The 23,227-nt window shown below is 66.4% G+C and carries 20 protein-coding genes and 1 pseudogene; 17 read left to right on the top strand and 4 right to left on the bottom strand.

Annotation, left to right across the window (positions count from 1 at the left end):
- Positions 1–4: 4 nt before the first annotated feature.
- The 5 genes and pseudogenes from HYV14_15115 (at position 5) to HYV14_15095 (ending at position 6,210) form a co-directional block, all read left to right on the top strand.
- Positions 5–1,198, top strand: a complete 1,194-nt coding sequence (locus tag HYV14_15115) for a hypothetical protein (GenBank protein ID MBI2387321.1) — start codon at positions 5–7, stop codon at positions 1,196–1,198.
- A gap of 45 nt (positions 1,199–1,243) precedes the next feature.
- On the top strand, positions 1,244–2,140 hold the full coding sequence (gene era / locus HYV14_15110; GenBank protein ID MBI2387320.1) for a GTPase Era: 897 nt from the start codon (positions 1,244–1,246) through the stop codon (positions 2,138–2,140).
- Positions 2,141–2,144: 4 nt separating this feature from the next.
- Positions 2,145–3,119, top strand: a complete 975-nt coding sequence (locus HYV14_15105; GenBank protein MBI2387319.1) for an ornithine cyclodeaminase family protein — start codon at positions 2,145–2,147, stop codon at positions 3,117–3,119.
- Positions 3,120–3,156: 37 nt separating this feature from the next.
- A pseudogene (locus tag HYV14_15100) lies at positions 3,157–4,926 on the top strand (DNA topoisomerase VI subunit B).
- 189 nt (positions 4,927–5,115) lie between these two features.
- On the top strand, positions 5,116–6,210 hold the full coding sequence (locus HYV14_15095) for a DNA topoisomerase IV subunit A (protein MBI2387318.1): 1,095 nt from the start codon (positions 5,116–5,118) through the stop codon (positions 6,208–6,210).
- Here the strand turns inward: HYV14_15095 and HYV14_15090 are convergent.
- The 4 genes from HYV14_15090 to HYV14_15075 all read right to left on the bottom strand — a co-directional run bounded on the left by HYV14_15090 (position 6,185) and on the right by HYV14_15075 (position 10,779).
- Entirely contained in the window at positions 6,185–6,799 is a 615-nt protein-coding gene (locus tag HYV14_15090; GenBank protein ID MBI2387317.1) for a hypothetical protein, read from the bottom strand. The genes HYV14_15095 and HYV14_15090 overlap by 26 nt on opposite strands.
- Before the next feature lie 13 nt (positions 6,800–6,812).
- A complete protein-coding gene (locus HYV14_15085; protein MBI2387316.1) occupies positions 6,813–7,403 on the bottom strand; it encodes a porin family protein in 591 nt (196 codons plus the stop codon).
- A gap of 112 nt (positions 7,404–7,515) precedes the next feature.
- Entirely contained in the window at positions 7,516–9,510 is a 1,995-nt protein-coding gene (speA, locus tag HYV14_15080) for a biosynthetic arginine decarboxylase (protein MBI2387315.1), read from the bottom strand.
- 111 nt (positions 9,511–9,621) lie between these two features.
- Positions 9,622–10,779, bottom strand: coding sequence for a hypothetical protein (locus HYV14_15075; protein ID MBI2387314.1), 1,158 nt, complete (start codon positions 10,777–10,779; stop codon positions 9,622–9,624).
- Positions 10,780–10,814: 35 nt separating this feature from the next.
- Here HYV14_15075 and HYV14_15070 point away from each other — a divergent pair, with 35 nt between their 5' ends.
- The 12 genes from HYV14_15070 to HYV14_15015 all read left to right on the top strand — a co-directional run bounded on the left by HYV14_15070 (position 10,815) and on the right by HYV14_15015 (position 23,227).
- Positions 10,815–11,816: an alcohol dehydrogenase catalytic domain-containing protein gene (locus tag HYV14_15070; protein ID MBI2387313.1), complete on the top strand. Its 1,002-nt coding sequence runs from the start codon at positions 10,815–10,817 to the stop codon at positions 11,814–11,816.
- On the top strand, positions 11,813–12,835 hold the full coding sequence (locus HYV14_15065) for an alcohol dehydrogenase catalytic domain-containing protein (GenBank protein MBI2387312.1): 1,023 nt from the start codon (positions 11,813–11,815) through the stop codon (positions 12,833–12,835). Before HYV14_15070 ends, HYV14_15065 begins: the two co-directional genes overlap by 4 nt.
- Positions 12,832–13,827, top strand: coding sequence for a bifunctional diaminohydroxyphosphoribosylaminopyrimidine deaminase/5-amino-6-(5-phosphoribosylamino)uracil reductase RibD (ribD, locus tag HYV14_15060; protein ID MBI2387311.1), 996 nt, complete (start codon positions 12,832–12,834; stop codon positions 13,825–13,827). The genes HYV14_15065 and ribD overlap by 4 nt, the downstream gene beginning before the upstream one ends.
- A complete protein-coding gene (locus HYV14_15055; GenBank protein MBI2387310.1) occupies positions 13,827–14,414 on the top strand; it encodes a riboflavin synthase in 588 nt (195 codons plus the stop codon). Before ribD ends, HYV14_15055 begins: the two co-directional genes overlap by 1 nt.
- A complete protein-coding gene (locus HYV14_15050) occupies positions 14,411–15,652 on the top strand; it encodes a bifunctional 3,4-dihydroxy-2-butanone-4-phosphate synthase/GTP cyclohydrolase II (protein ID MBI2387309.1) in 1,242 nt (413 codons plus the stop codon). The genes HYV14_15055 and HYV14_15050 overlap by 4 nt, the downstream gene beginning before the upstream one ends.
- 1 nt (position 15,653) lies before the next feature.
- Positions 15,654–16,088, top strand: a complete 435-nt coding sequence (ribH, locus tag HYV14_15045; GenBank protein MBI2387308.1) for a 6,7-dimethyl-8-ribityllumazine synthase — start codon at positions 15,654–15,656, stop codon at positions 16,086–16,088.
- A complete protein-coding gene (gene nusB, locus HYV14_15040) occupies positions 16,078–16,533 on the top strand; it encodes a transcription antitermination factor NusB (protein ID MBI2387307.1) in 456 nt (151 codons plus the stop codon). Before ribH ends, nusB begins: the two co-directional genes overlap by 11 nt.
- A complete protein-coding gene (ligA, locus tag HYV14_15035) occupies positions 16,505–18,529 on the top strand; it encodes an NAD-dependent DNA ligase LigA (protein ID MBI2387306.1) in 2,025 nt (674 codons plus the stop codon). Before nusB ends, ligA begins: the two co-directional genes overlap by 29 nt.
- Complete coding sequence (gene purH, locus HYV14_15030; protein MBI2387305.1) at positions 18,526–20,046, top strand: bifunctional phosphoribosylaminoimidazolecarboxamide formyltransferase/IMP cyclohydrolase; 1,521 nt, start codon at positions 18,526–18,528, stop codon at positions 20,044–20,046. Before ligA ends, purH begins: the two co-directional genes overlap by 4 nt.
- The gene (locus tag HYV14_15025; protein MBI2387304.1) at positions 20,046–20,972 is read left to right on the top strand and encodes a hypothetical protein; all 927 of its coding nucleotides are present in this window, start codon (positions 20,046–20,048) and stop codon (positions 20,970–20,972) included. The genes purH and HYV14_15025 overlap by 1 nt, the downstream gene beginning before the upstream one ends.
- Positions 20,969–22,705, top strand: coding sequence for an RNA-directed DNA polymerase (locus HYV14_15020; GenBank protein ID MBI2387303.1), 1,737 nt, complete (start codon positions 20,969–20,971; stop codon positions 22,703–22,705). The genes HYV14_15025 and HYV14_15020 overlap by 4 nt, the downstream gene beginning before the upstream one ends.
- A gap of 63 nt (positions 22,706–22,768) precedes the next feature.
- Positions 22,769–23,227 carry a DUF4279 domain-containing protein gene (locus HYV14_15015; GenBank protein ID MBI2387302.1) on the top strand — a complete coding sequence of 153 codons (459 nt, stop codon included), beginning with the start codon at positions 22,769–22,771 and terminating at the stop codon, positions 23,225–23,227.

Here is a 23,227-nt window from a genome sequence, read left to right as displayed (position 1 = left end):
GGTCATGCACGCGTTGCTGCTGCTGCTGACCCTCGCCGTTGACGCCCGCGCGGGCGTCGCCGTGTCCGCCGAGGCGGGCGCGGACGCGGCCGTGCCGCGGATCTCGCTGCAGACCTCGCTGAGCCCGATGACCGGGCCGGCGCTCGGCGCGACGTCGGCGCCGGGGCTGAACGGCGCGCTCGCCGCGCCGCAGGCGCCCGCCGTCTCGGCGCTCGCCGCGCCGTCCGCGCTGACGCCGGGGGCGCTGCCCGCGCCGCTGGCGGCGTCCGCGATCGCCTCGCCCGCTCTGGCGACGCCCGCCGCCGTCAAGGCCGCGGCCGCCCGAAGCGATGACGGCCCCGCCCGCGGTGACGCCGCCGTCCGCCCCGTCCTGTCCGCCGCCGCGGCGCCGGACGCGCCCGCGGATCCGGAGAAGGCCGCCGCGCCCGCGGACAAGAACGCGCCGTCCTTCAAGACGAAGATCCTCGGCATGCTCAAGAGCATGGCCAATCCCTTCGGAGGCAAGAAGGCCGAAGAGGCTCCCCCGGCCAGCGAGGCCGAGCGCCTCGACCGCGAGTTCGCCAAGCTCGACCTGTGGGGCCAGGTCGCCCCGGGCGCGCGCGCGGAGATCGAAGACGCGCGCGCCGCGAAGATGAGCAAGGCCGCCTTCAAGGAGTACGTCTCCAAGGAGGCGGACGCGGCGATCGAGAGGATCAAGAAGGCGCGTGGAGTCTCCAACATCGGCTTCCACTTCAACCTCCACGGCGGCCGCCGCCAGGACTACGTCGGCGCGGGCATCCGCGCGACGATGGGCGACATCGCCGCGCGCTACGACATGAACGCCGACCGCAACCAGAAGGTCTACTTCTTCCAGAGCGCCGAGCACGGCGGCTACGTCCCCCTCGACGCGAGCAACGGCGAGATCCTGTTCCTCCCCTCGCGCATGGGCTACGCGCTGAACCTCTTCGACCTCGACGCGCCGGAACTCGCGGCGGCGCGCGCCGACGGGCGCATCCGGAACTTCGGCGCGATCTCGATGGACTTCCACGGGATGCGGGGGGTGCCTTACTCCGCCTACCTGGCCCCCCCCGTCGAGGTGTTCATCGGCACCGCGAAGAAGATCGGCCTCAAGAAGCTGACGCGCGACGAGGAGACGCTGGCGACGGTCCGCTACCTCGAGGCCGCGGCCCTCGCCGGCGGCGCGTACGTTCCCCGCTAGCGGCGGCCATACACGCCCCGCCGGCGCAATTGCTAGACTAACGCCTTGGCCACCCCCCACAAAGCCGGATTCGTCGCGCTCGCCGGACGCCCCAACGTCGGCAAGTCGACCTTGATGAACGCGCTGCTCAAGTTCAAGCTGTCGATCGTGTCGCACAAGCCGCAGACGACGCGGCACCGCATCCTCGGCATACTCGAGGGCGAGGAGTTCCAGGCCTGCTTCCTCGACACGCCCGGCCTCATCGACGAGCCCGCCGACCACCTGCAGAAGAGCCTGCGCGTCGAGTCCTCGCGCGCGATCCGCGAGGACGCGGACCTCATCGTCTACATGGTCGACGCCGTCGAGGCCAACCCGGAGAAGCTGGGCGAGCTCCACGTCCGCCCCGGCAAGTCGATCATCCTCGTCATCAACAAGTGCGACCGCGACGTCGCCGAGACGCGGCTCGCCGCCATCGAGAAAGCCTATTCCGCCGCCCTCGGTCCCGACAAGGTGTTCCGCGTCTCCGCGCTCAAGGGCCAAGGCGTCGAGGAGTTGAAGACCGAGATCATCTCCCGCCTGCCCGAGAGCGAGGCGTTCTACGAGAAGGGCCAGCTCTCCGACCGCTGGGAGCGCTTCTTCGCGAGCGAGATAGTCCGGGAACAGGTCTTCGACCTGTACCACGACGAGATCCCGCACGCCGTCGCCGTGGTCGTGGAGACCTTCCGCGAGCACGAGGGAGGCAAGCCCGACGACGTGTTCGCGACGCTCTACGTCGAGCGCGACGGCCAGAAGGGCATCCTCATCGGCAAGGCGGGCAAGGACCTCCGCCGCCTGACCGAGCGCTCGCAGGCGATGCTCGAGGCCTTCCTCGGGCGCAAGGTCAACCTCGAGCTCTGGATCAAGGTGCGCAAGGACTGGCGCAAGGATCCCCGATCCCTCAAGGAATTCGGCTACAGCACCTGAGACCATGAAGCCGGGAAGCGTGCTCTACCTGTCGCGCCGCGACGTCGAAGCCTGCGGGCCGTCGATGCCCCGCATCATCGCCGCGCTCGAGCGCATGTTCAAGGAGAAGGGGCGCGGCCGCGTGGAGATGCCGCCCAAACCCGGCATACATCCGCGGCCGGACGCCTTCATACACGCGATGCCGGCCTACATCCCGTCGATGGGCGCGGCCGGCCTCAAGTGGGTGTCCGGCTACCCGCAGAACCAGAAGAAGGGCCTCCCTTATATCCACGGCCTCATCGTCCTCAACGACCCGCAGACGGGCGCGCCGGTCTGCGTGATGGACGGGACCTGGATCACGGCGCAGCGCACGGGCGCGGCGACGGCGGTCGCGGCCAAGCACCTCGCGCGGCCGGACAGCGGGAGCGCGGGCATACTCGCCTGCGGCGTGCAGGGACGCAGCAATCTGGAAGCGCTGTCCTGCGTCTACCGCCTGCGCCGCGTGAAGGCCTACGACGTCCGCCCGGAGACGGCGAAGCGCTTCGCCCGCGATATGGGGCGGCGCCTCGGCCTCGACATCGAGCCCGTGACCCGCCCCGAGGACGCCGTTCGCGGCCTCGACCTCGTCGTCACCAGCGGGCCGATCTTGAAGAAGCCCAGCCCCGTCATCGAGGCCGGCTGGCTCGCCCCGGGGGCCTTCGCCAGCCCGGTGGACTTCGATTCGTACTGGACGCCGGCCGCCTTGCGCCAGATCGACCGCCTGGCGACCGACGACCACGCCCAGTTCGGCTACTACAAGGAGTCGGGCTACTTCCTTAAGACGCCCCGCCCCTACGCCGACCTCGGCGAGTTCGCCGCGGGGCTCAAGAAGGGCCGCCGCTCGGACGGCGAGCGCACGATGAGCATCAACCTGGGCCTCGCCCTCGAGGACATGGCGACCGCCGTCCTCGTCTACCGCCGCGCGCTGAGCCGCGGCGCCGGCCGCCGCCTGCCCCTCTGACGCTCCCGCGCCTCTCTTTTGCTAATATTCCCCCCCGATGACCACCAAACCCGCCGTTAAACCGCGCCCCGCCGGCAAGACCGCCGACGAGATGGGCAAGCAGCAGCGAGAGATTTCCGTATCGGAATTCTTCACTAAAAACCGGCACCTGCTCGGCTTCGACAACCCGCGCAAGGCCCTGCTCACCTGCGTCAAGGAAGCGGTCGACAACGCCCTCGACGCCTCGGAGGAGGCCGGCATCCTGCCCGAGATCGTCGTCAAGCTCGAGGCGGTCAACCCCGACGGCGGCCCCGCGCCGGCCGTCTCCCAGGCGACGCGCTTCCGGGTCACCATCATCGACTACGGCCCCGGCATCGTCCGCGAGGTGATCCCCCGCATCTTCGCCAAGCTCCTGTACGGCTCCAAGTTCCACCGCCTGCGCATGAGCCGGGGCCAGCAGGGCATCGGCATCTCGGCGGCGGGCATGTACGGCCAGCTCACCACGGGCAAGCCCGTCAAGATCATCTCGCGCACCGGCGAGAAGTCCCCCGCCCACTACTTCGAGGTGCAGATCGACACGAAGAAGAACGAGCCGATCATCCTCGAGAAGAAGCAGATCGAGTGGGAGGCCCACCGCGGCACCCAGGTCACCATCGAGCTCGAGGGCAAGTACCAGAAGGGGCGCGCCTCGGTCGACGAGTATATGGAGCTCTCCGCCATCTCCAACCCGCACGCCCAGTTCACCTACCACGCCCCCGACGGCGAGACCAAGGTGTACCCGCGCACGATCCAGCACAACCCCGAGCCGCCGAAGGAGATCAAGCCCCACCCGTACGGCATCGAGCTCGGCATGCTGCTGAAGATGCTCCAGGACACGAAGAGCCATTGGCTCGCCGGCTTCCTGTCCGCGGACTTCTCCCGCGTCTCGACCGAGACCGCGACCGAGATCTGCAAGGCCGCGGGCATATCCCCCAAGAAACGCCCCCGAGACGTCGTCGGCCCCGAGGCGGAGAAGCTGTTCAAGACCATCCAGGCGACCAAGCTGATGGCGCCGCCGACGAACTGCCTGTCGCCGATCGGCGAGAAGGCGATCCTCGCCGGCCTGTTCAAGCAGATCAAGGGCGACTTCTACACCGCCGTCAGCCGTCCGCCGGCGGTGTACCGCGGCAACCCCTTCATCATCGAGGCTGGCCTGGCCTGGGGCCGCGGCCCCGAGCAGGCGGCGCTCGACGCCGCGAACGCGCAGAAGGCGCCGCTCGCCGAGGGCGAGACCCACGGCGACGACGACAACGAGCTGGCGCGCGTGATGCGCTTCGCCAACCGCGTCCCCCTCCTGTACCAGCAGTCGGCGTGCTCGACCTTCAAGGCCGTGCTCGACACGACCTGGAAGAACTACGGCATCTCGCAGTCGCGCGGGGCGCCCCCCGCCGGCCCCATGGTCGTGTTCGTTCATATGGCCTCCGTGTGGGTGCCCTTTACTTCGGAATCCAAGGAGGCCATCGCCGACTACGACGAGATCCGCAAGGAGATCACGCTCGCGCTGCGCGAGGCCGGCCGACGCCTGGGCGTGTTCATCAAGCGCCGCGAGCGCGCGCACGCCGAGAGCAAGCGGCGCGACATCTTCGAGCTGTACATCGAGGAGGTCGTCGGCGCGTGCAAGCGCCTCAAGGGCGGCAAGCTCGCGGAGCAGAAGCTCAAGGCGCAGCTCACCGAGATCGCCAAGAAGATCACCGGCGGCCAGAAGACCGACGAATTGCTCGACCGGAACGCGGGGCCGCACGGCCTGCCGCACTCGATCATCGTCACGACGGAAGGCATCGAGGGCGAGGTCCCCGTCGAGGGCCCCGTCTCGGTGACCGAGGCCGCTCCCGCCGCGGACGCCGCGCCCGAGGCAGCTCCCGAGCCGAAGAAAGAGACGGCGAAGCACAAAGGCGCGAAGGCACGAGGCGCGGCGAAGAAGGTCAAGGCCCAGCCGAAGGCTAAAGCCAAGAAGACGGCGAAGAAGAAGAAATAAACCATGGCCAAAAGACATCCGGCGGTAGAAAAGAAGCTGGTCGGCCTGGCCGATCTCGTCATCGACGCGGCGGCCCGCAGGAAGGACCCCGCGATCGCGATCCCGGTCCGCTCCTTGTCGAACGTCACGTTCAACGAGAAGAAGGGCTTCATCGAGATGGGCAAGAACAAGCAGATGCGGACCTTCTTCAACGTCGGCATGGCCAAGAAGTTCATGCAGACGATGCTCGTCGCGGACGCGCTCAACGAGCTGCAGAAGGCGGACCTGACCACGAGCCTGCGCGAAATCTATTATAGAACGAAGCACACGATGGGCGACTCTCATGAGAACACCTTCGACGACCAGGCCGAGTCCGACCCCGTCATCGAGGACTTGGAGGTCGGACTCGCCGCCCTGCGCGAGGAGTTCCACGTGCGCGCCGAGAACGCGGGCACGATCATCGGCCCGGTCGTCTTCGAGGACGACGGCGACAAGGTGGACTGCGCCAAGCTCGGCAAGGGCGGCTACTCCGTGCCGTCGATCGTCGAGGAGGAGTACCTCAAGATCAAGAAGTGCACGGCCGACTTCGTCCTGCTCATCGAGAAGGGAACGCAGTGGAACCGCCTCGCCGAGGACAAGTTCTGGCGCAAGTACAACTGCATCCTGCTCACCGGCAACGGCCAGCCGCCGCGCGGCGTGCGCCGCCTGGCCCGCCGCCTGCACGAGGAGAAGAAGCTCCCGGTGTACGTCCTGGTCGACAACGACCCATGGGGGTACTACATCTACTCCGTCGTCAAGCAGGGCTCGATCAACCTGGCGTTCGAGAGCCAGCGCATGGCGATCCCCGACGCGAAGTTCATCGGCCTGTCCTCGGCCGACCCGGAGTCATACGACCTGCCGCGCAACGTCGGCATCAAGCTCAACGACAAGGACGTCAGCCGCGCCAAGGAGCTGATGAACTACGCCTGGTTCCAGAAGAAGGAATGGCAGGTCGAGCTCAAGCGCATGCTGACGTCGGGCCTGAAGTACGAGCTCGACGCGCTGGCCAACAAGGACTTCCAGTACCTGACCAAGACCTACCTGCCCAGGAAGCTCAAGGAAAGAGACTGGCTCGACTGAGGGCCCCGCGGCCGGGCGCGAACAGCAGGCCGGCGAGGTAGGGCGACGACTTCCCGGAGTCGGCGAGCCTCAGGATCCGGGCCTGGAAGACCTTCGCCTCGGCGACGGTGCGCTTTCCGTTGATGATCTCGTCGGCGAGGTTCAGCGTCAGGTAGTTGCCGGCCTCGCTCTCCGCGCGCGAGGAGAGCTCCGCGCCCGCCGGGTCCGCGGTGATCCTGTCGTCGAAGAGCTCCAGGTCCCCGAGGCTGCGCGTCGGCACGTCGTAGGCGACGGCGTTCTCGACGCAGTCCGGCTCGGCGCCGAAGAGGTAGCGCAGCCAGGCCCGGCGATGGACGGTCGTCTTCTTCCACGGGCCGTTGTTGCGCCAGACCAAGGCGTCCTCGCCGACCTCGTCGGGCATGCCGTACCGGGCCATCGTGACGCGCGCGGCGCTCCGGGAGCGCGCGGGCCAGCGGTCGATCTCCTTCTCCGCGGGCCGGGGGACCGCGACCCGGTCCGACCAGCCGCCCGCCCGGGCGACGGGTCCGGCCCGTCCCGCCGAGAACGACAGGATCGCGACGACGCAGGCGCCGACGATGGCTCGCGACATGTCTCGCCCTCCTCTAGAACAAGTGATAGTTCAAGGCGGCCGTGGCCATCCAGCCGCGGTCGCGGATCTCCCGCCCGAGGGGGTGCGACGCGTCCCGCGACCGGTAGGCGGACAGCCACACGTAGCGGTAGGAACCGTCGATGGACCAGTGTCTGTTGAACCACACCTGCAGGCCGGCGCCCGCGTGGGGCCCGAAGCGGTGGTCGGTGCGGTCGCCGAACGGCGAGACGTCGCTGATGTGGGTGTAGTACCAGCCCGCGCCGCCGAGGATGTACGGCGAGACCGGCCGGCCGGGAAAGAGGTACGCCAGCAGCGAGGCCTGGACCGGGACGATGTCCACGACCGTCTCGCCGAAGCGGTCCTGGCGGACGTCCGCGGAGCCCTCGATCGCGAACGCCGACCCGAGATGGAGGCGGACCTGCGCGCCTCCGCTCCAGCTCCCGTCGGCCGCGTCCTTCGGCTTGAAATACGCGCCCCGTCCGCCGAGCGACAATCCCGGGCGGGATCCGACGACGACGCCCTCATCCGTCGCGGCCCGGGCGCGCGGCGGGACGGCGGCCGCAGCGGCGAGGAGCAGGGCTGCGAGCAAGGCTGATCTTCTCATGGCGCGGTCCTCCCTTTCATGTCGAGTATATCCGGGAGGACGCGCCGCCCCCATAACGTGCGGGTGACTTTATTTTACCGGGACGAGGACGCGGCCCGGGACGAACGGGGCGTCAGGAGCCTTGGACGACGGTCTCGGGGGGCTTGGCGGAGCCGTTCGCGCGGGCGCGCGACAGGACCTTGTTCTCGTCGGCCGTGGGCAGGTGGTCGACGTAGGTGTACTCGGACAGGACCGCCTCGTAGCGGTCGACGAGGTCGGCGGCCTCGCGGGGCTTCAGGCCGCCCGACTTGATCTGCGCGTCGGCGGCCTCCTTGATCATGCGCACGAGCTCGAAGTCGGAGTACTGGATGCCGGTGAGGACGTCTCGGACTGTCTGGCCCTGGATCGTCTCCTCGATGTAGTAGCCCTTCTCCTCGGCGGGGTCCTGGAAGACGTGGACCTCGTTGACGCGCCCGAAGAGGTTGTGGATGTCGCCCATCGTCGCCTGGTAGGCGCCCATCAGGAAGAAGCCGAGGTAGTAGGGCTTGCCGTCGAGCGCGTGGACCGGCAAGGTCCCGCCGGCGCTGCGGTGGCAGGCGAAGTTGGTGATCTTGCCGTCGGAGTCGCAGGTGATGTCGACGAGACTCGCGCGCCGCGTCGGCTCCTCGTTGAGGCGGTGCAGCGGCATGATCGGGAACAGCTGGCCGATGGCCCAGGAGTCGGGCAGGGACTGGAACAGCGAGAAGTTGCACAGGTACTGGTCGTAGAGCGACTTCTGCATCTCGAGCAGGTCCTCGGAGACGAACTTCGCCTTCGGGAGGAGCTTGCCGATCTCGATGCAGAGCTTCCAGTACAGGTGCTCGACCTTGGCCTTGTCCTCGAGGCCGAGGTAGCCGAGCTTGAAGAGGGTGAACGACTCCTCGAGATGCTGCTGACCGTCGTGGAAGCTCTCGGCGATGTTCTTCGGGTTGAGGGTCTTGATCGCGTCGCGGAGCTCGCGCACGACCTGATGCTCGTCGGGCGTCTCCCGGAACTCGATGGGCGTCGCACCCGTCTCGATCGAGCCGAACACGTTGACGACGAGCAGCGCGTGGTGGGCGACCATGGAGCGGCCGGACTCGGTGACGAGGTTCGGCTCGGGCACCTTCTCCTGCTTGCAGACCTCCTGCACCGAGTAGACGACGTCGGCGACGTACTCGCGCAGGTTGTAGTTCATCGAGCTCTCGACGGCGGTGTGCGTGCCGTCGTAGTCGACGCCGAGGCCGCCTCCGCAGTCGAGATACTCGACGCCGAGGCCCATCTTGCGCAGCTTCGTGTAGTAGCGCGCGCCTTCCTTGACCGCGTCCTTGATCACGCGGATGTCGCAGATCTGGGAGCCGATGTGGAAGTGGACGAGCTTGAGGCAGTCGGAGAGGCCCTCGGCCTTCAGGGTCTCGACGGCCGCCAGGATCTCGGGCGTTGTTAAGCCGAATTTCGCAAAGTGTCCTGACGAAGACCGCCACTTGCCGACGCCCGTGGTCTGGAGCTTCACGCGGATGCCGATCAGCGGCCGCACGCCCGCGTCCTTGGCGGCGTCGAGCAGGAGGCGCAGCTCGGAGAGCTTCTCGACGACGACGATGACCTTCTTGCCGAGCTTGAGGCCGATCATCGCCAGGCGCATCATCGACTCGTCCTTGTAGCCGTTGACGATGGTCAGGGAGTCGCCGGAGTTCATGGCGAGGACCGCCAGCAGCTCGCCCTTCGAGCCCGCCTCGAGGCCGTACTGCCAGGAGCGGCCCGCGTCGCTGATCTCCTCGACGACCTCGCGGAACTGGTTGACCTTGATCGGGTACACGCCGAAGAAGCGGCCGCCGTAGCCGTGCTCCTTGATCGCGTCGGCGAACGCCTCGTTGATGACGGCGACGCGGCGGCGGAGGATGTCCTGGAACCGGATCAGGACGGGCATCTTGATATTGCGCGAGGCGACGTCGTTGACGACGTCGAGGATGTCGATCGCCCCCTCGGGCTCCTTCTTGGGCTGGAGCGTGACGTTGCCCTTGGCGTTGATGCCGAAATAGTTGAGGCCCCAACCTTCGAGGTTGTACAGCGATTCGGCGGCGTCGATCGTCCAGGTCTTCGGCGGGGGCATCGTCAGATTATATCAATACGGCGTTGAGCTTGGTGTCAGGCATTCCGGTATTTTCACTTTTCATGGGATCTGATGGAGGAAAGTGAAAATACCGGAATGCCTGACACCACCCTAGTAAGGGGAGAAGTGGCCGGGGTATTTCTCCCCGACGCAGGGCGCCTTGAGGCAGGGCTTGATCAGGGCGCGGTAGCCCCACTCGTCCTTTTCCTTGTATGCGGACTGGTAAGCCGCGAGCGCCTCGGTGCGGCGGCCGAGCGCGTCGAGCAGCTGGCCCGCGCGCACGCGGCTCCACACCATCCACTTCGTGCGCACGGCGCGCGCCTCGGCGCCGGCGACGAACTCGGCGAGCGCCGCGTCCTTCTCGCCCGAGGCCCACAGCAAGGTGCCGAGCAGCGCGTGGCTCCCGGCCAGGTTCATGACGGGGTACCGGCCCGACTTCACGCGCGCCTGGTACTCGCGCGCCTCGCGGACGGCCTCGGGCAGCTCCTTGCATTCGTACAGCGCCGAGATATAGGCGGTGTCGAGCATCGCGCTGCCGGGATACTGGGCATGGACCTCGCGCATGAGGCGCAGGCCCTCCTTTGGATCGTACGCGCCGAACGGGTCCTCGAGGTAGATCTCGACGAGGATCATCTGCGCGGTGACCTTCGCGTAGCGGCCCTTCTCGGCCGCGAGCCGGATCTGCTTGAGGCCCCGCTCGCGGTCGCCGCCGAGGACGATCTTCGCGAGCCAGCCCGCGAACTTGGGGATCGTCGCGACGTAGTAGTCGAACATGCCCAGGCCGAGGATCGCGTCGTAGAGCTCGGGCTCGAGCTTGACGGCGCGGCGCACGAACTTCATCGACGCGCGGCCGTGGCCGAAGGCCTGCAGCCAGCGGCGCTGCACGATGGCCAGGCGGCCGAACATCCCGTGGGACGCGCCGAGGATGAACAGCGCGTCGGGATCGTTCGGATGCGCCTTCAAATAGGCTTCCGCCTTCCTGATGCTGTCGAGGGCCTTGGCCTCGAAGGACTTCAGCAGGGCCGGGTCCCCCTGTTTCTCGCCGTAGATGAAGGTGATGAGGTCGATCGCCGCGCGGCCGAAATAGGCGTGCGGGTAAGCCGGGTCGAGGGCGATCGCCTGGGCCATGTCCGCCTCGGCCTGGGCGAAGCGCATCATGTAGATGTCGTCCACGCCGGCCATCAGAAGCTTGTCCATCTCCGGGGTGACCGAGGTCTTGCGCGCGGCGGCGGGAGCCGCCAGGAACAGCAGAATCAGCAATTGTCGCACGGGCGGCGGATATTCTATCATTGGCTCAGCTCTTTATGAAGGCCATCCTGGCCCGCGACGGCCACGCCGCACTGACCGAAGTCCCGGTCCCCTCGATCGGGGACGGAGAATTCCTTCTGGCCGTCGAGGTCTGCGGCCTGTGCGGCACCGACGTGATGAAGCTCGACACGAAGGCCAAGGGCGCGATCCTGGGCCACGAGCTGTGCGGGCTCGTCGAAAAGGCGGGCCCCGCCTCCCCCTTCCTCCCCGGCGAGCGCGTCGTCGTCTCCCACCACGTCCCCTGCCTGACGTGCCATTACTGCCGCAAGGGTCAGGAGAGCATGTGCCGCCAGTTCAAGTCGACGAACATCGACCCGGGCGGCTTCGCCGAGTTCGTCCGCATCCCGGCCCTCCACGCCAAGCACGCGGCGTTCAAGGTCCCCGAGGGCCTGGGCGCGATCTCGGCGTCGCAGACCGAGCCGCTCGCGTGCGTGCTGAGGAACGTCAAGAGGATCGGAGCCCGGAAAGGCGACGTCATCGGGATCATCGGCCTAGGCGCCATCGGCCAGATGACGGGTCAGCTGCTGAAAATTTTCGGGGCGACCGCCGTCGGGCTCGACCTCGACGCCGACCGCGTGAAGAAGTTCTCCCGGTGGGGGAAGGCGACGATGAACGCGGACGAGTTCGCGCAGTTCGGCAAGGACCTCAGCGACGGCCGCGGGTTCGACGCCATCATCTTCTCCGCCGGCACGCCCGCCCTCGTCGCGCGCTGCGTCGCCTGGCTGCGCGACGGCGGCATCCTGAACGTCTTCGCGTCGTTCCATCCCGATCCATTCATGAAACTGGATCTCAATCAGGTCTATCATCGTGAATTATCCGTTCTCTCTTCGTATTCCCCCTCCCTTTCCGATCTGAAAGAGTCGTTCGATCTCATCGCGTCCAAGCAATTCAATCCGTTGCTGTTGGCGCCCATGTCTTTCCCCTTCTCCTCGTTCAACGACGCGATCAAGGCCGTGAAGTCCCGGCAGACCCTCAAATCGATCCTGGTGCCTCGATGAAGGCCGTCATCTACCACGGCCCCCGCGACATCCGGCTCGAGGAAGTCCCCATGCCCGCCCCTGGTATTGGAGAAGTCGTCGTCAAGCTCGGCGCGGCGCTCACCTGCGGCACCGACTTCAAGGCCTACCGCCAGGGCCATCGCGTCCTGCTCGGCGACTACCCGTCCCGCTTCGGCCACGAGCTGGCCGGAACGGTGGCGGCGCTCGGCAAAGGCGTCAAGACGGCGAAGGAAGGAGACCGCGTCGTCGTCGCCAACTCCGCGCCGATGGACGACTGCTTCTGGTGCCGAAACGGCCAGAACCACCTCTGCCGCAGCCTCAAGCTGCACAACGGCGCGTACGCGGAGTACGACCTCGTGCCCGCGCACATCGTCAGCCAGAACCTCCACGCGCTCAAGCCCTCGGTCGCCTTCGAGATCGGGGCGCTAGCCGAGCCCTTCTCCTGCGCGATCCACGCCGCGGAGGTCCACGGCGTGCGCGAGGGCGAGACCGCCCTCGTGATCGGCGCGGGCCCCATGTGCCTGTTCCTCGTCCACGCCCTGCGCGCGCGCGGCGCGATCGTCGGGGTCGTCGGCCGCTCGAAGCCGCCGCTGGCCGCCGCGGCCGCCGCCGGCGCCGACGCGACGTTCAGCGTCCTCGACGGCTCGGTCGAGGGCAAGGTGCTGGCCTGGGCCGACGGACGCGGCCCCGACCACGTCTTCGAGGCCGTCGGCACGCCCGACACCTACCTCCAGGCCGTCGCCTTGGTGCGGGACGGCGGCAAGGTCTGCCTGTTCGGAGGCTGCGCGCACGGCGCGACGGTGCCGCTCGACGTGCACCGCCTGCACTATAAACAGATCACTTTGCACGGGGTCTTCCATCATACGCCGAAGCACTTCAAGGAGGCCGTCCGGCTGCTCTCCGAGGGCAAGGTCAAGACCGAGCTGATCATCAGCGGGACCGTGCGCCTCGACGGCATCCCCGACTTCTTCGCCGCGAACGCCGACAAGTCCATCCCGAAGTCGGTGGTGACCGCTTGAGCGCGGCGCTCGACCGCGAGCTCCTGGCCCGCGCCTTCGCGCTCGCGCGCCGCGTCCACCCCCGGGCGACGAGCCCGAACCCGCGCGTCGGCTGCGTCCTCGTCAAGGGCGGCCGCGTCGTCGCCGAAGGCGCACACCTCGGCTTCGGCAAGCCGCACGCCGAGCCGAACGCGCTGGCTCGCGCCGGGAAGCGCGCCGCCGGGGCGACCGCCTACGTCACGATGGAGCCCTGCGCCCATTTCCCGGGCAAGAAGACCCCGTCCTGCGCCGAGACCTTGGCCGCCGCCGGGATCGCGCGCGTCGTCTGCGGGTCCCTCGATCCGAACCCCGAGGTCGCCGGCCGGGGCCTCGCCGTCCTGCGCCGCGCCGGGGCGAAGGCCCTCCGGCTCCCCGGATTCCAGGACGAGGCCGAAGCGCTCAACCGCGGCTTCTACTCGCGCATGCGCCGCGGCCGCCCGTGGGTCATCCTGAAGACGGCGCTGTCCCTGGACGGGAAAGCCGCCGCGGCCAACGGCGAGTCGCGCTGGGTGACCGGCAGGCCGGCCCGCGCGGCCGTCCATCGCATGCGCGCCGAGCTCGACGCGATCCTCGTCGGCGCCGGCACGGTGGCCGCCGATGATCCCGCCTTGACCGCTCACGGCGCCGGCCCCGACCCGCTGCGGGTCGTGCTCGCCGGCCGCCGCCGCCTCTCCCGGGCCTCGCGGGTGTTCGACGGCTCCGTACCCACTTTCACCTACCGCGACAAGAGCGGGCACGTCGACCTCGGCCTCGTGCTCCACGACCTGGCCGCCCGCGGCGTCGGTACCTTGCTCGTCGAGGGCGGTCCGACGGTCCACGCCGCCTTCCTGCGCGCGGGCCTCGTGGACGAGGCGCGCGTGTTCCTTGCGCCCAAGCTCCTGTCAGGGTCGGACGACCCCAACACGGCGCCGCGGCTCAAGACGCCGGCCGTGTCCCGGCTCGGCGGCGACTGGCTCATCGAGGGGACCCTCTGATGTTCACCGGCATCATCAACCATCTCGGGAAGATCGAGAAAAGGACGGCGAACGGCCTCGTGATCAGCGCCAAGATAGCGAAGCCCAAGCTCGGGGCCTCGATCGCGGTCAACGGCGTGTGCCTGACCGTGGTGAAGACGAGGAACGGGAAGCACAGCTTCGACGTCGGACCGGACACCTGGAAACGAACGAATCTGGGATCACTCAGAACGGGCCAGGCCGTCAACGTGGAACCGGCGCTGCGGCACGGCGACGAGCTCGGCGGCCATTTCGTGACGGGCCATGTCGACGCGGCGGGCGAGATCCTTTCGCTCGAGCCCTGGGGCGAGGGCTTCTGGCGCCTGCGCGTCGAGCTGCCGAAGGTCCTGCGCGGCCTCGTGGCCGTGAAGGGCTCCATCGCCATCGACGGGATCAGCCTGACCGTCACCGCCGTCGAGCGCGGCTTTTTCGAGGTCATGCTCGTGCCGCACACCCTCCAGAACACGAACCTCGGCCGCCGGACGGCGCGCGAGAAGGTGAACCTGGAGGCCGACCCGCTCGCGCGGTACGCGATGGCGGCCGCAGGCGCTTTGAGGAGCAAGAGATGAGGACGGCCAAGGGCTTCGACCGCATCGAGGACGCGATCGCGGACATCCGCAAAGGGCGCATGGTCGTCGTCGTCGACGACCCCAACCGCGAGAACGAGGGCGACATCGTCATCGCCGCCGAGAAATGCGGCGTCGCCGCCGTCAACTTCATGGCGGTGCACGCCCGCGGCCTGATCTGCGTGCCCCTGCCCGCCGCCCGCCTCGACGCCCTCAAGCTCCAGCCGATGATCGACCCCTCGGCCTCGCTCAGCTCGGTCCCGGGCAAGGACACCGCCTTCACCATCTCGGTCGACGCCAAGCGCGGCACGAGCACCGGCATCTCCGCCCGCGACCGCGCGATCACCATCAAGGCCCTGATCGACCCGAAGACGCAGCCCGAGGACCTCGGCCGCCCCGGCCACGTCTTCCCGCTTCGGGCCAAGCAGGGGGGCGTCCTCGTCCGCGCGGGCCACACCGAGGCCGCGGTCGACCTCGCCCGCCTCGCCGGCCTGAAGCCCGCGGGCGTCATCTGCGAGATCCTCAACGCCGACGGCTCCATGTCCCGCACCCCCCAGCTGATGAAGTTCGCGCGCAAGCACAAGCTCAGGATCATCACGATCGCCGACCTCATCGACCACCGCCGCCGCAAGGAGCGGCTCGTCGAGCGCCGCGCCAGCGCGAAGCTGCCCACCAAATACGGCGACTTCGTGATCCGCGTCTACGAGGAGGCACTGACCGGCAAGGTCCACCTCGCGATGGTCAAGGGCGAGGTCCGCGGCGCGAGGAACGTGCTCGTGCGCGTGCACTCCTCCTGCGTGACCGGCGACGCCCTGTTCTCGGCCAAGTGCGACTGCGGCCTGCAGCTCGACGCCGCCCTGAAGCAGATCTCGCACGCGAAGAAGGGGGTGCTCGTGTACCTCAACCAGGAGGGCCGCGGCATCGGGCTCATCAACAAGATCAAGGCCTACGCGCTCCAGGACAAGGGCCTCGACACGGTCCAGGCCAACCTCGCCCTCGGCCTGAAGCCCGACCTGCGCGAGTACGGCATCGGCGCCCAGATCCTCGCCGACCAGGGCCTCACCTCGATCCGGATCCTCACGAACAACCCGCGCAAGATCGTCGGCATCGAGGGCTACGGCCTGACGGTGACCGAGCGGGTGCACCTGCAGCTGCCGTCGAACAAGCACAACGCCCGCTACCTGCGCACGAAGCGCGAGAAGATGGGCCACCTGCTGACCGTGCCCGAGGAGGTCCGCTGACATGAAGCGCGTCGCCATCGTCAAATCACGGTTCAACGAGGAAGTGACCTCCCGGCTGCTCGCCAGCTGCCTGAAGACGTTCAAGTCCGAGGGCTGGACGGACGCCCAGCTCAAGGTCGTCGAGGTCCCCGGCGGCTGGGAGATACCCTGGGCCGCCCAGGAGCTCGCCCGGACCAACCTCTACTCGGCGGTCGTGACCCTCGGCTGCGTGCTGAAGGGCCAGACGCCGCAGAACGACCACCTCGCCCGCTCGCTCGTGCAGAGCCTGCACAGGATCTCGCTCGACACCCGCATCCCCGTCATCCTCGGCGTGATCACGCCGAACACGGAAAAGCAGGCGCTGGCGCGGACGAAAGGCAGGATGGACCGCGGCCACGAGGCGGCGCTCGCCGCCCTCGAGATGATCGCGCTCAAGGAGGAGCTTCGTGGGTCGTAGGCGCCTCGCCCGCGAGATCGCCCTTCAGGCCCTGTACGTGGCCGACGTGGCCCGCACCCCCGCGCTCGAGGCCTTCGCGATCGTGACCCGCCGCGACGGCGACGACGCGGACGAGGAGACCCTCGCCTTCGCCCGCGAGCTCGCCCTCGGGACGCTCGAGGCCGTCGAGAAGCTGGACCTGACCATCCAGGAGCAGGCCGCGAACTGGTCCATGAACCGCATGGCCGCGGTCGACCGCAACGTCCTGCGCCTGGCCGCCTTCGAGCTCGAGTCCCGCCCCGACACGCCGGTCGGCGTGATCATCGACGAGGCCATCGAGATCGTGCGCAAGTACTCCACCGAGGAGGCCACGCGCTTCATCAACGGCATACTCGACTCGCTCCGGAAGCTCCGCGACGGGAAGGCCAAGAAAAAGAATGTCCGCAAGAAAGACCCCGAAGGCTGAGACTTCGGCGCTGCGCGCCGAAGTCCATTCGCTGCGCGCCGAGATCCGCGAGCACGACCGGCGCTACTACGAGCTCGAGGCCCCGACCATCGCCGACGCCGAGTACGACGCGCTGGTCGCGCGGCTGAAGGCGCTCGAGAAGGCCCATCCCGAGCTGCGCTCGCCCGACTCGCCGACCGAGAAGGTCTCCGGCGCGCCCGCCTCCTCGTTCGCGCCGGTCAAGCACGCGCGGCCCATGCTGTCGCTCGACAACACCTACAACGAGGGCGAGATCCGCGCCTGGGGCGACCGAGTGCTCAAGAACCTCCCGCCCGGCGAACGCCCGCTCTTCATCCTGGAGCAGAAGCTCGACGGCCTGTCCTGCGCGCTGACCTACGAGAAGGGCCGCCTCGTCCGCGCCGCGACCCGCGGCGACGGAGAGACCGGCGAGGACGTCACCGGGAACGCCCGGTTCGTGGGCAACGTACCCGACGAACTCGACGGCCCGAACGTACCGGATATACTCGAGATCCGCGGCGAGGTCGTCCTGTTCTTCGAGGACTTCAAGAAGATCAACGAGGAGGAGCAGCGCGCCGGCCGCGAGCCCTTCGTCAACCCGCGCAACTGCGCCTCCGGGTCCCTGCGCCAGAAGGACCCCCGGGTGACTAAGGGACGGCGACTAAAATTCTTCGTCCACTCCTACGGCGACTGGAAGCCGGACCACGATTTCCCCGGCCACGCCGCCTTCCTCGAGGGCTGCCGGCGCATGGGCTTCAGCGTCGAGCCCTTCACCAAGGCGAAGTCGATCGACGAGGTCGTCGCGCAGTACGACGCCTTCCGCGACGAGGGCGTCGCGAAGCTGCCGTACGCCGTGGACGGCCTGGTGGTCAAAGTCGACTCGTTCGCGCAGCAGAAGCGGCTCGGCTTCACGGCCAAGTCCCCGCGCTGGGCGGTCGCGTTCAAGTATCCGGCCCAGCAGGCCACGTCCGTCGTGCGCGACGTCGAGTTCTCGGTCGGCCGCACCGGGGCGATCACGCCCGTCGCCAAGGTCGAGCCCGTGTTCTGCGCCGGAGTCACGATCTCCTCCGTCACGCTCCACAATTTCGAGGAGATCGAACGCCTGGGCCTTCACATAGGCGACCGCGTCCTCATCGAGCGCGCCGGCGAGGTCATCCCGAAGGTCGTCAAGGTCGTCGAGAAGAAGAAAGGCGGCCGGGCGATCGCTCCCCCGAGGAAGTGCCCCGATTGCGGCTCCCCCGTCGTCAAGGAGGAGGGCCTCGTCGCCTACCGGTGCGACAACGTCTCCTGCCCCGCCCAGCTGCGGCGCACCCTGGAGCACTTCGCCTCCCGCCCGGCCATGGACATCGTGGGCCTGGGCGACTCCGCCGTGGACCAGCTCGTCGGCAAGGGCCTGGTCAAGGACGTCGCGGACGTCTACGGCCTGACGAAGGAGACCTTGCTGGGCCTCGAGCTGTTCGCCGACAAGAAAGCCGACAACCTCCTCGCCCAGATCGAGGCGAGCAAGGCCAAAACCCTCGATCGGGTCCTCTTCGCCCTGGGAATCCGTCACATCGGCGAGAAGACCGCGGAGACGATCGCCGAGCGCATGGACCTCGAGGCCCTCCTGAAGGCCTCGGCCGCGGACTTCCAGGCCGTCCCCGATATCGGCCCCATCGTCGCGGCCTCCCTCCACGCCTTCTTCTCGTCGAAGGCCGGCAAGGACCTGATCGCCCGCCTCGCCAAGCACGGCCTGAAGATGACCAAGCCCGATCGGGTGATCGCCGCGGGCGCCCCGTTCGCGGGCATGACCTTCGTGTTCACCGGCGCCTTGACCAAGTTCACGCGCGACGAGGCCGAGGAGAAGGTCAAGGCGCTCGGCGGCAAGGCGAGCGGCTCGGTCTCCGCCAAGACGACCTACGTCGTGTACGGCGAGGACGCCGGCTCGAAGCTCAAGAAGGCGAGCGAGCTCGGCGTGAAGACCCTGACCGAGGCCGAGTTCGAGAAGATGCTGCCATGAGCGCCCGCAAGGAGCGCGCGCCGCGGACCGCTTTGCTGCACGTCGCCGACCGCACCGGCGTCGTCGAGTTCTCCCACGCGCTGCTCGGCCTCGGCTTCGAGCTCGTCGCCACGGGCCCGACCGCCACGGCCCTGCGTCTCGCGGGGATCCCCCACAAGACCGTCTCCGACTTCGTCGGCGAGCGCCTGCCCGCCGACGCGCTGGGCCTGCTCCACCCGAAGCTGATCGCGGCCATCACCGACGAGAAGCCGCGGGTGGACCTCGTCGCGGTCAACCTGTACCCGCTCTCCGCGGCGACCGCCGATCCCGCACTGACCCAGGACGAGGTCCTCGCCTACGTCGACCCCGTCGGACCCGCTTTGCTGCGCGCCGCCGCCCGCAGCTTCAAGCTCGTCATCCCCCTGTGCGACCCGGACGACTACCAGCAGGCCGTGGACACGCTGAAGTCCTACGACCGCATGCTCCCCGACCGCCGCCAGACCTTGGCCGCCAAGGCCTTCCACTACTGCGCCTACTACGATTCGACGGTGGCGCAGTACCTCGGCGGCCAGTGGGAGGAGTTCCCAGACGAGGTCGTCATCGCCCTCAAGAAGTCCGCCGACCTGCGCTACGGCGAGAACCCGCACCAGGCGGGCGCCTTCTACACTTTGTCCGGCGCCCGGCCGTGGGGGCTCAACGCGGCCAAGCTCCACCTCGGCCGCCCGCTCGTCTACGGCCATTACCTCGACCTCGAGACCGCCTGGGAGCTCGTCAACGCGTTCCACGAGCCGGCCTGCGCCATCGTCAAGCACGGCGTGCCCGCCGGCTTCGCCTGCGGCGAGGACCTGGCCAAGGCCGCGCGCCGCGCCTACGCGGGCGACCCGCGCGGCTGCTTCCGGGGCACCGCCGCCGTCAACGTCGAGGTCGACGCCGCCGCGGCCGGGTTCTTCGCCGAGGAGTTCGTCTCCTGCATCGCCGCGCCGGAGTTCTCCCCCAAGGCCCTGCAGCTGCTGAAGACCAAGAGAGACATCCGCCTCGTCACCTTGCCCTCGAAGCTGATCTCCGCCCACGAGCTCGACCTGCGCGCGGTCGCGGGCGGCATGCTCGTCCAGGAGCGCGACCAGCGCCCGTTCATCGGCGACCTGAAGACGATCTCCCGCCGCCAGCCCACCGACCGCGAGATGCGCGGCCTGGTCGTGGCCTGGCACACCGCGATGCACGCGCGCACGCACGCCGCCGTCATCGCGCGCGGCACCGCCGTCATCGGCGTGGGCTCGGGCCAGACCTCGCGGCTCGACGCGGTGCGCCTGGCCAGCGTGAAATCCCAGGAGCGCCACCCCATACTCGCCGCCGGCGAGCCGCTCGTGCTGGCCTCCGACGGCGCGCTGACCGCCGAGCACGTCCTCGCCGCCGTCGACGGAGGTGCGACCGCCGTCATCCATCCCGGCGGCGCCTCCGCGGACAAGGACGCCGCCGAGGCCGCCGACTCCCGCGGCGTCGCCCTCGTCTCCACCGGCGTCCGCCACTTCAAGCACTGATGTCAATACCCATTATTGGCATCAATTTTCCAGATCTGTGGGATGGAACTCGTCTTCGCATCCCAATGTTATTGAAAGACTGCTATCGCTCCAAATTAATTGAGCTGAATTTATTGGAACGCGCGTCAGCGGACGAGGCCCGAGGAGGTCAAGGTCCCGAAGGTGGACTTACCGACGCAGAATCGCTGGAACATTTTGCCAGACGTTATGGCGTTGGGGCCTGCCGCATTCAAGCTGTTACCCTTGGGATAACCCCCTCCCTAATTCCCGCATCAGCGGACATTCTGTCTGCCGCAAGCGAAGGCGCCATTCGCATTTTGGATATACCCTGCGGCTCTGGCGCCACAACAGCCAGCCTGTTGGGTGTATTCGGCGAATTGCGGCGCGTGAACCACATACCGCGCTTTCCGCTTAGCCTCGACATTATTGGGGCCGATCACTCTCCCAAAGCCCGAGAACTATATCTTTCGACTATACAATCTCTCTCACAGGGACTCTCCGGCCAAGGTATTTTCGCCAATATTCGCGCAACCGATTGGGACGCAACAGCGAGCGATTCAACCGCGCAATTAATGGACACCATTACGGATGAATCGACTTTTCGTCCTGACGAATACTGCGTCCTAATCAGCAATTTTTCTGGGAGCTTGTCAGATGACGATTTTTTCAGCAGATTCAGTGTTTGCCTCGCTCAGATACTTGGCCGATTGAGCACCAAACGCGTCACCCTTGTATGGGTGGAACCCGAATCACGCCAAAGTCGCGGAAGAGTTGCCGCAATTAAGGATTTCTTTAACGCCCACGTCCGGCACATAGCCGAAAATCTTGGCATACATAATGAAGTTGCGACTTACGAGGTCGAACACCCAATCCGGCTGGATATTCATTCCAGCGGCATGAAGCTTATGCGCCATTTCCGAAGATGACAATCGCGGCCAAGACGTTATGCGTCCGCGCTTTAAATTATTGGCGCCCCTATCATCTCGAGACTTATCTGGGAATTCGCTACGTTGCGGAATCTTCGACGGTTCACGCGGACGGCAAATGGCTCAACTTGGCGATTGGCCGCAAGCGCCAGTCCCGAACTAACATTCGTTCTTTAATTTTCCCTCGGTTTAAAGGCTGGAACAAGACGGGCGGCTCAGATATTCGGGAATTCTCGGCCTCCAGCCCAATCTCCGCCTTAATCGAAACCGACATTCTGGAAGAACTTCGAACGGCGCCCCGCTTCAACAATCGGAATCACATCTACAGCTACCGCTGGCCCAGGGCAAATAGTCCGAGGATTTTCGAGCATTACATGAAGGGCTACGCCCAACGTAATCGGGAGATTACTGAGCGCTTGATCGGCAGCGAAGACAAGGTTGTGATTGTTGCCGACATCCAGCGCTTCTATCCCAACATAGATAGAACGCGATTGGCTGAACAGATTCGTGCAATGAAGAGGGCAGACCTCGGAGAAAGCAAATCTTCCATTCGCGAACACTTGGAATTATTCCTAACCGCGCCGTCCGATTCTGGGTTACCTATTGCTCCACCGACCAGTCACATTCTTGCGAATCTCGCGCTTGAGGATGTGGACGCGCACTTTTGCGCCAAATACCCAAACCACTATTTCCGCTACGTGGACGACATAATCGTTATCACAGATGAAGATAATGCCAAAGCTGTTCTTGCGGAATTAGCAGAGAAAGTATCCGTCGCTGGCTTTAAGCTGAACGAGGACAAAACAGACGTTATATCTTCGTCCGCATGGATTACTCACTGCCCACAGTTTGAATACACCACGGACAGTTTTGAAGACCTCCTCACCCGCACAACGCTAGCGTGCGCCCTCAAGCCCGACACCATTGGCGAATTCGGAAAAGTGTGCGATGATGAAGGGGTTCTCCTCCCCATCAATCGCGTTCGGGATCGCTCCACATCAGGACGAGTGAGGCGATGGTTTCACGTCCTCATGGCAAATGGACTAATTGATACCACCACCGCGGAAACATTTGGACCGAAGGATTTTCAACACAATATTCGTCGATTAAGAGCACGGTTAGCCGATCAACTTAAGGATGTATTTTCTGAAACTGAAACGTTTTCGCCGATGATGCGTCGATGGCAATTACAACGGAAGCGCTATCTACTTAGCCGTCTGTTTTACATTACACCCACCAACGAACTCCCCATTTTTCTGCCTATCGTCAAATCCGACCCTGAACTGTCAGAAACTCAAGCCCTTTTTGAAAGTGTCATAACGAAGGATGCGGGCCCCTTACTTCACTTTCCAGGAGCGCCCGTTGCTGCATTCTGCTCCGTCGCTCGCAGACTCGGAGTTATACGAATGACGGGCGGGAAAATGGCAGTTCCGACCTCCACTAATATTGCAGCGCTTTCGACTTTAATCACGGCAGGGGTAATCGCATACTCTGAGGATGACCCGATAAATGCGGGAAAAGAACAAGACCGCCGCCTGCTAGCTCTTGCCAGCAGAAGACTTAAGCCTCGATCCCATTTTTCGATTGATTATTTCGATGAGATAAACGCTCTTCAGTCCGGCTTTTCTTCGGGACAGTCGCAAGAATTTCTTGCGACCCGATACGATCTTGATGAGGACTTATCTCTAGAAGCACTATTAATCGGCGGGGACACGAATTCAGGCACCGCCTAGCAGGGGCCTCCAATATAATTGGTTACCCTTGACGCACCGCCGAGGGGGGGCTACAATCGCGTCATGCAGAGAGAGACCACCGTCGTCCGCCTCCGGATCACGAGCGCCACGCTCACGGCCGCCGAGATCGAGGCCAAGCTCGGCATCAAGCCCGACGAGTCCTGGAAGATCGGGGACCGCACCGGGACCTTCGGGGCGATCCTGAAGGATCATGGGTACGCGCTCGATTCGACGGCGATGATGACGACCAGGCTCGAGGACCACTTCCGCTCGATGCTCAAGCGCGTCGCGCCGGTCGCGCAGAAGATCGGGGAGATCTCGGCGCAGGCCAAGGTCGAGATCGTCTGCTCGATCATCAGCAAGATCATCCCCCCGGTCAGCTTCCAGAAGGACGACCTGCGCTGGATGGCCGCGATGGGCGCCCAGCTCGAGGTGGAGATCTCGATGCTCGTCGACCGGAACGCCCGCGCCTCGAGCGAGAAGAAGCCCGGAGACAAGGAAGGCCCCGCCTCGGTGTTCTGA

This window comes from Elusimicrobiota bacterium (assembly GCA_016182905.1).
GTDB lineage: Bacteria > Elusimicrobiota > Elusimicrobia > UBA1565 > UBA9628 > GWA2-66-18.
This window is presented reverse-complemented; position numbering and strand designations above follow the sequence as displayed.

Bases quoted from the DNA above. Each gene is read 5' to 3' on its own strand.
- HYV14_15115 (MBI2387321.1), top strand. From the start codon at position 5: ATGCACGCGTTGCTGCTGCTGCTGACCCTCGCCGTTGACGCCCGCGCG.
- HYV14_15105 (MBI2387319.1), top strand. From the start codon at position 2,145: ATGAAGCCGGGAAGCGTGCTCTACCTGTCGCGCCGCGACGTCGAAGCC.
- HYV14_15095 (MBI2387318.1), top strand. From the start codon at position 5,116: ATGGCCAAAAGACATCCGGCGGTAGAAAAGAAGCTGGTCGGCCTGGCC.
- HYV14_15090 (MBI2387317.1), bottom strand. From the start codon at position 6,799: ATGTCGCGAGCCATCGTCGGCGCCTGCGTCGTCGCGATCCTGTCGTTC.
- HYV14_15085 (MBI2387316.1), bottom strand. From the start codon at position 7,403: ATGAGAAGATCAGCCTTGCTCGCAGCCCTGCTCCTCGCCGCTGCGGCC.
- speA (MBI2387315.1), bottom strand. From the start codon at position 9,510: ATGCCCCCGCCGAAGACCTGGACGATCGACGCCGCCGAATCGCTGTAC.
- HYV14_15070 (MBI2387313.1), top strand. From the start codon at position 10,815: ATGAAGGCCATCCTGGCCCGCGACGGCCACGCCGCACTGACCGAAGTC.
- HYV14_15065 (MBI2387312.1), top strand. From the start codon at position 11,813: ATGAAGGCCGTCATCTACCACGGCCCCCGCGACATCCGGCTCGAGGAA.
- HYV14_15055 (MBI2387310.1), top strand. From the start codon at position 13,827: ATGTTCACCGGCATCATCAACCATCTCGGGAAGATCGAGAAAAGGACG.
- HYV14_15050 (MBI2387309.1), top strand. From the start codon at position 14,411: ATGAGGACGGCCAAGGGCTTCGACCGCATCGAGGACGCGATCGCGGAC.
- ribH (MBI2387308.1), top strand. From the start codon at position 15,654: ATGAAGCGCGTCGCCATCGTCAAATCACGGTTCAACGAGGAAGTGACC.
- ligA (MBI2387306.1), top strand. From the start codon at position 16,505: ATGTCCGCAAGAAAGACCCCGAAGGCTGAGACTTCGGCGCTGCGCGCC.
- purH (MBI2387305.1), top strand. From the start codon at position 18,526: ATGAGCGCCCGCAAGGAGCGCGCGCCGCGGACCGCTTTGCTGCACGTC.
- HYV14_15025 (MBI2387304.1), top strand. From the start codon at position 20,046: ATGTCAATACCCATTATTGGCATCAATTTTCCAGATCTGTGGGATGGA.
- HYV14_15020 (MBI2387303.1), top strand. From the start codon at position 20,969: ATGACAATCGCGGCCAAGACGTTATGCGTCCGCGCTTTAAATTATTGG.
- HYV14_15015 (MBI2387302.1), top strand. From the start codon at position 22,769: ATGCAGAGAGAGACCACCGTCGTCCGCCTCCGGATCACGAGCGCCACG.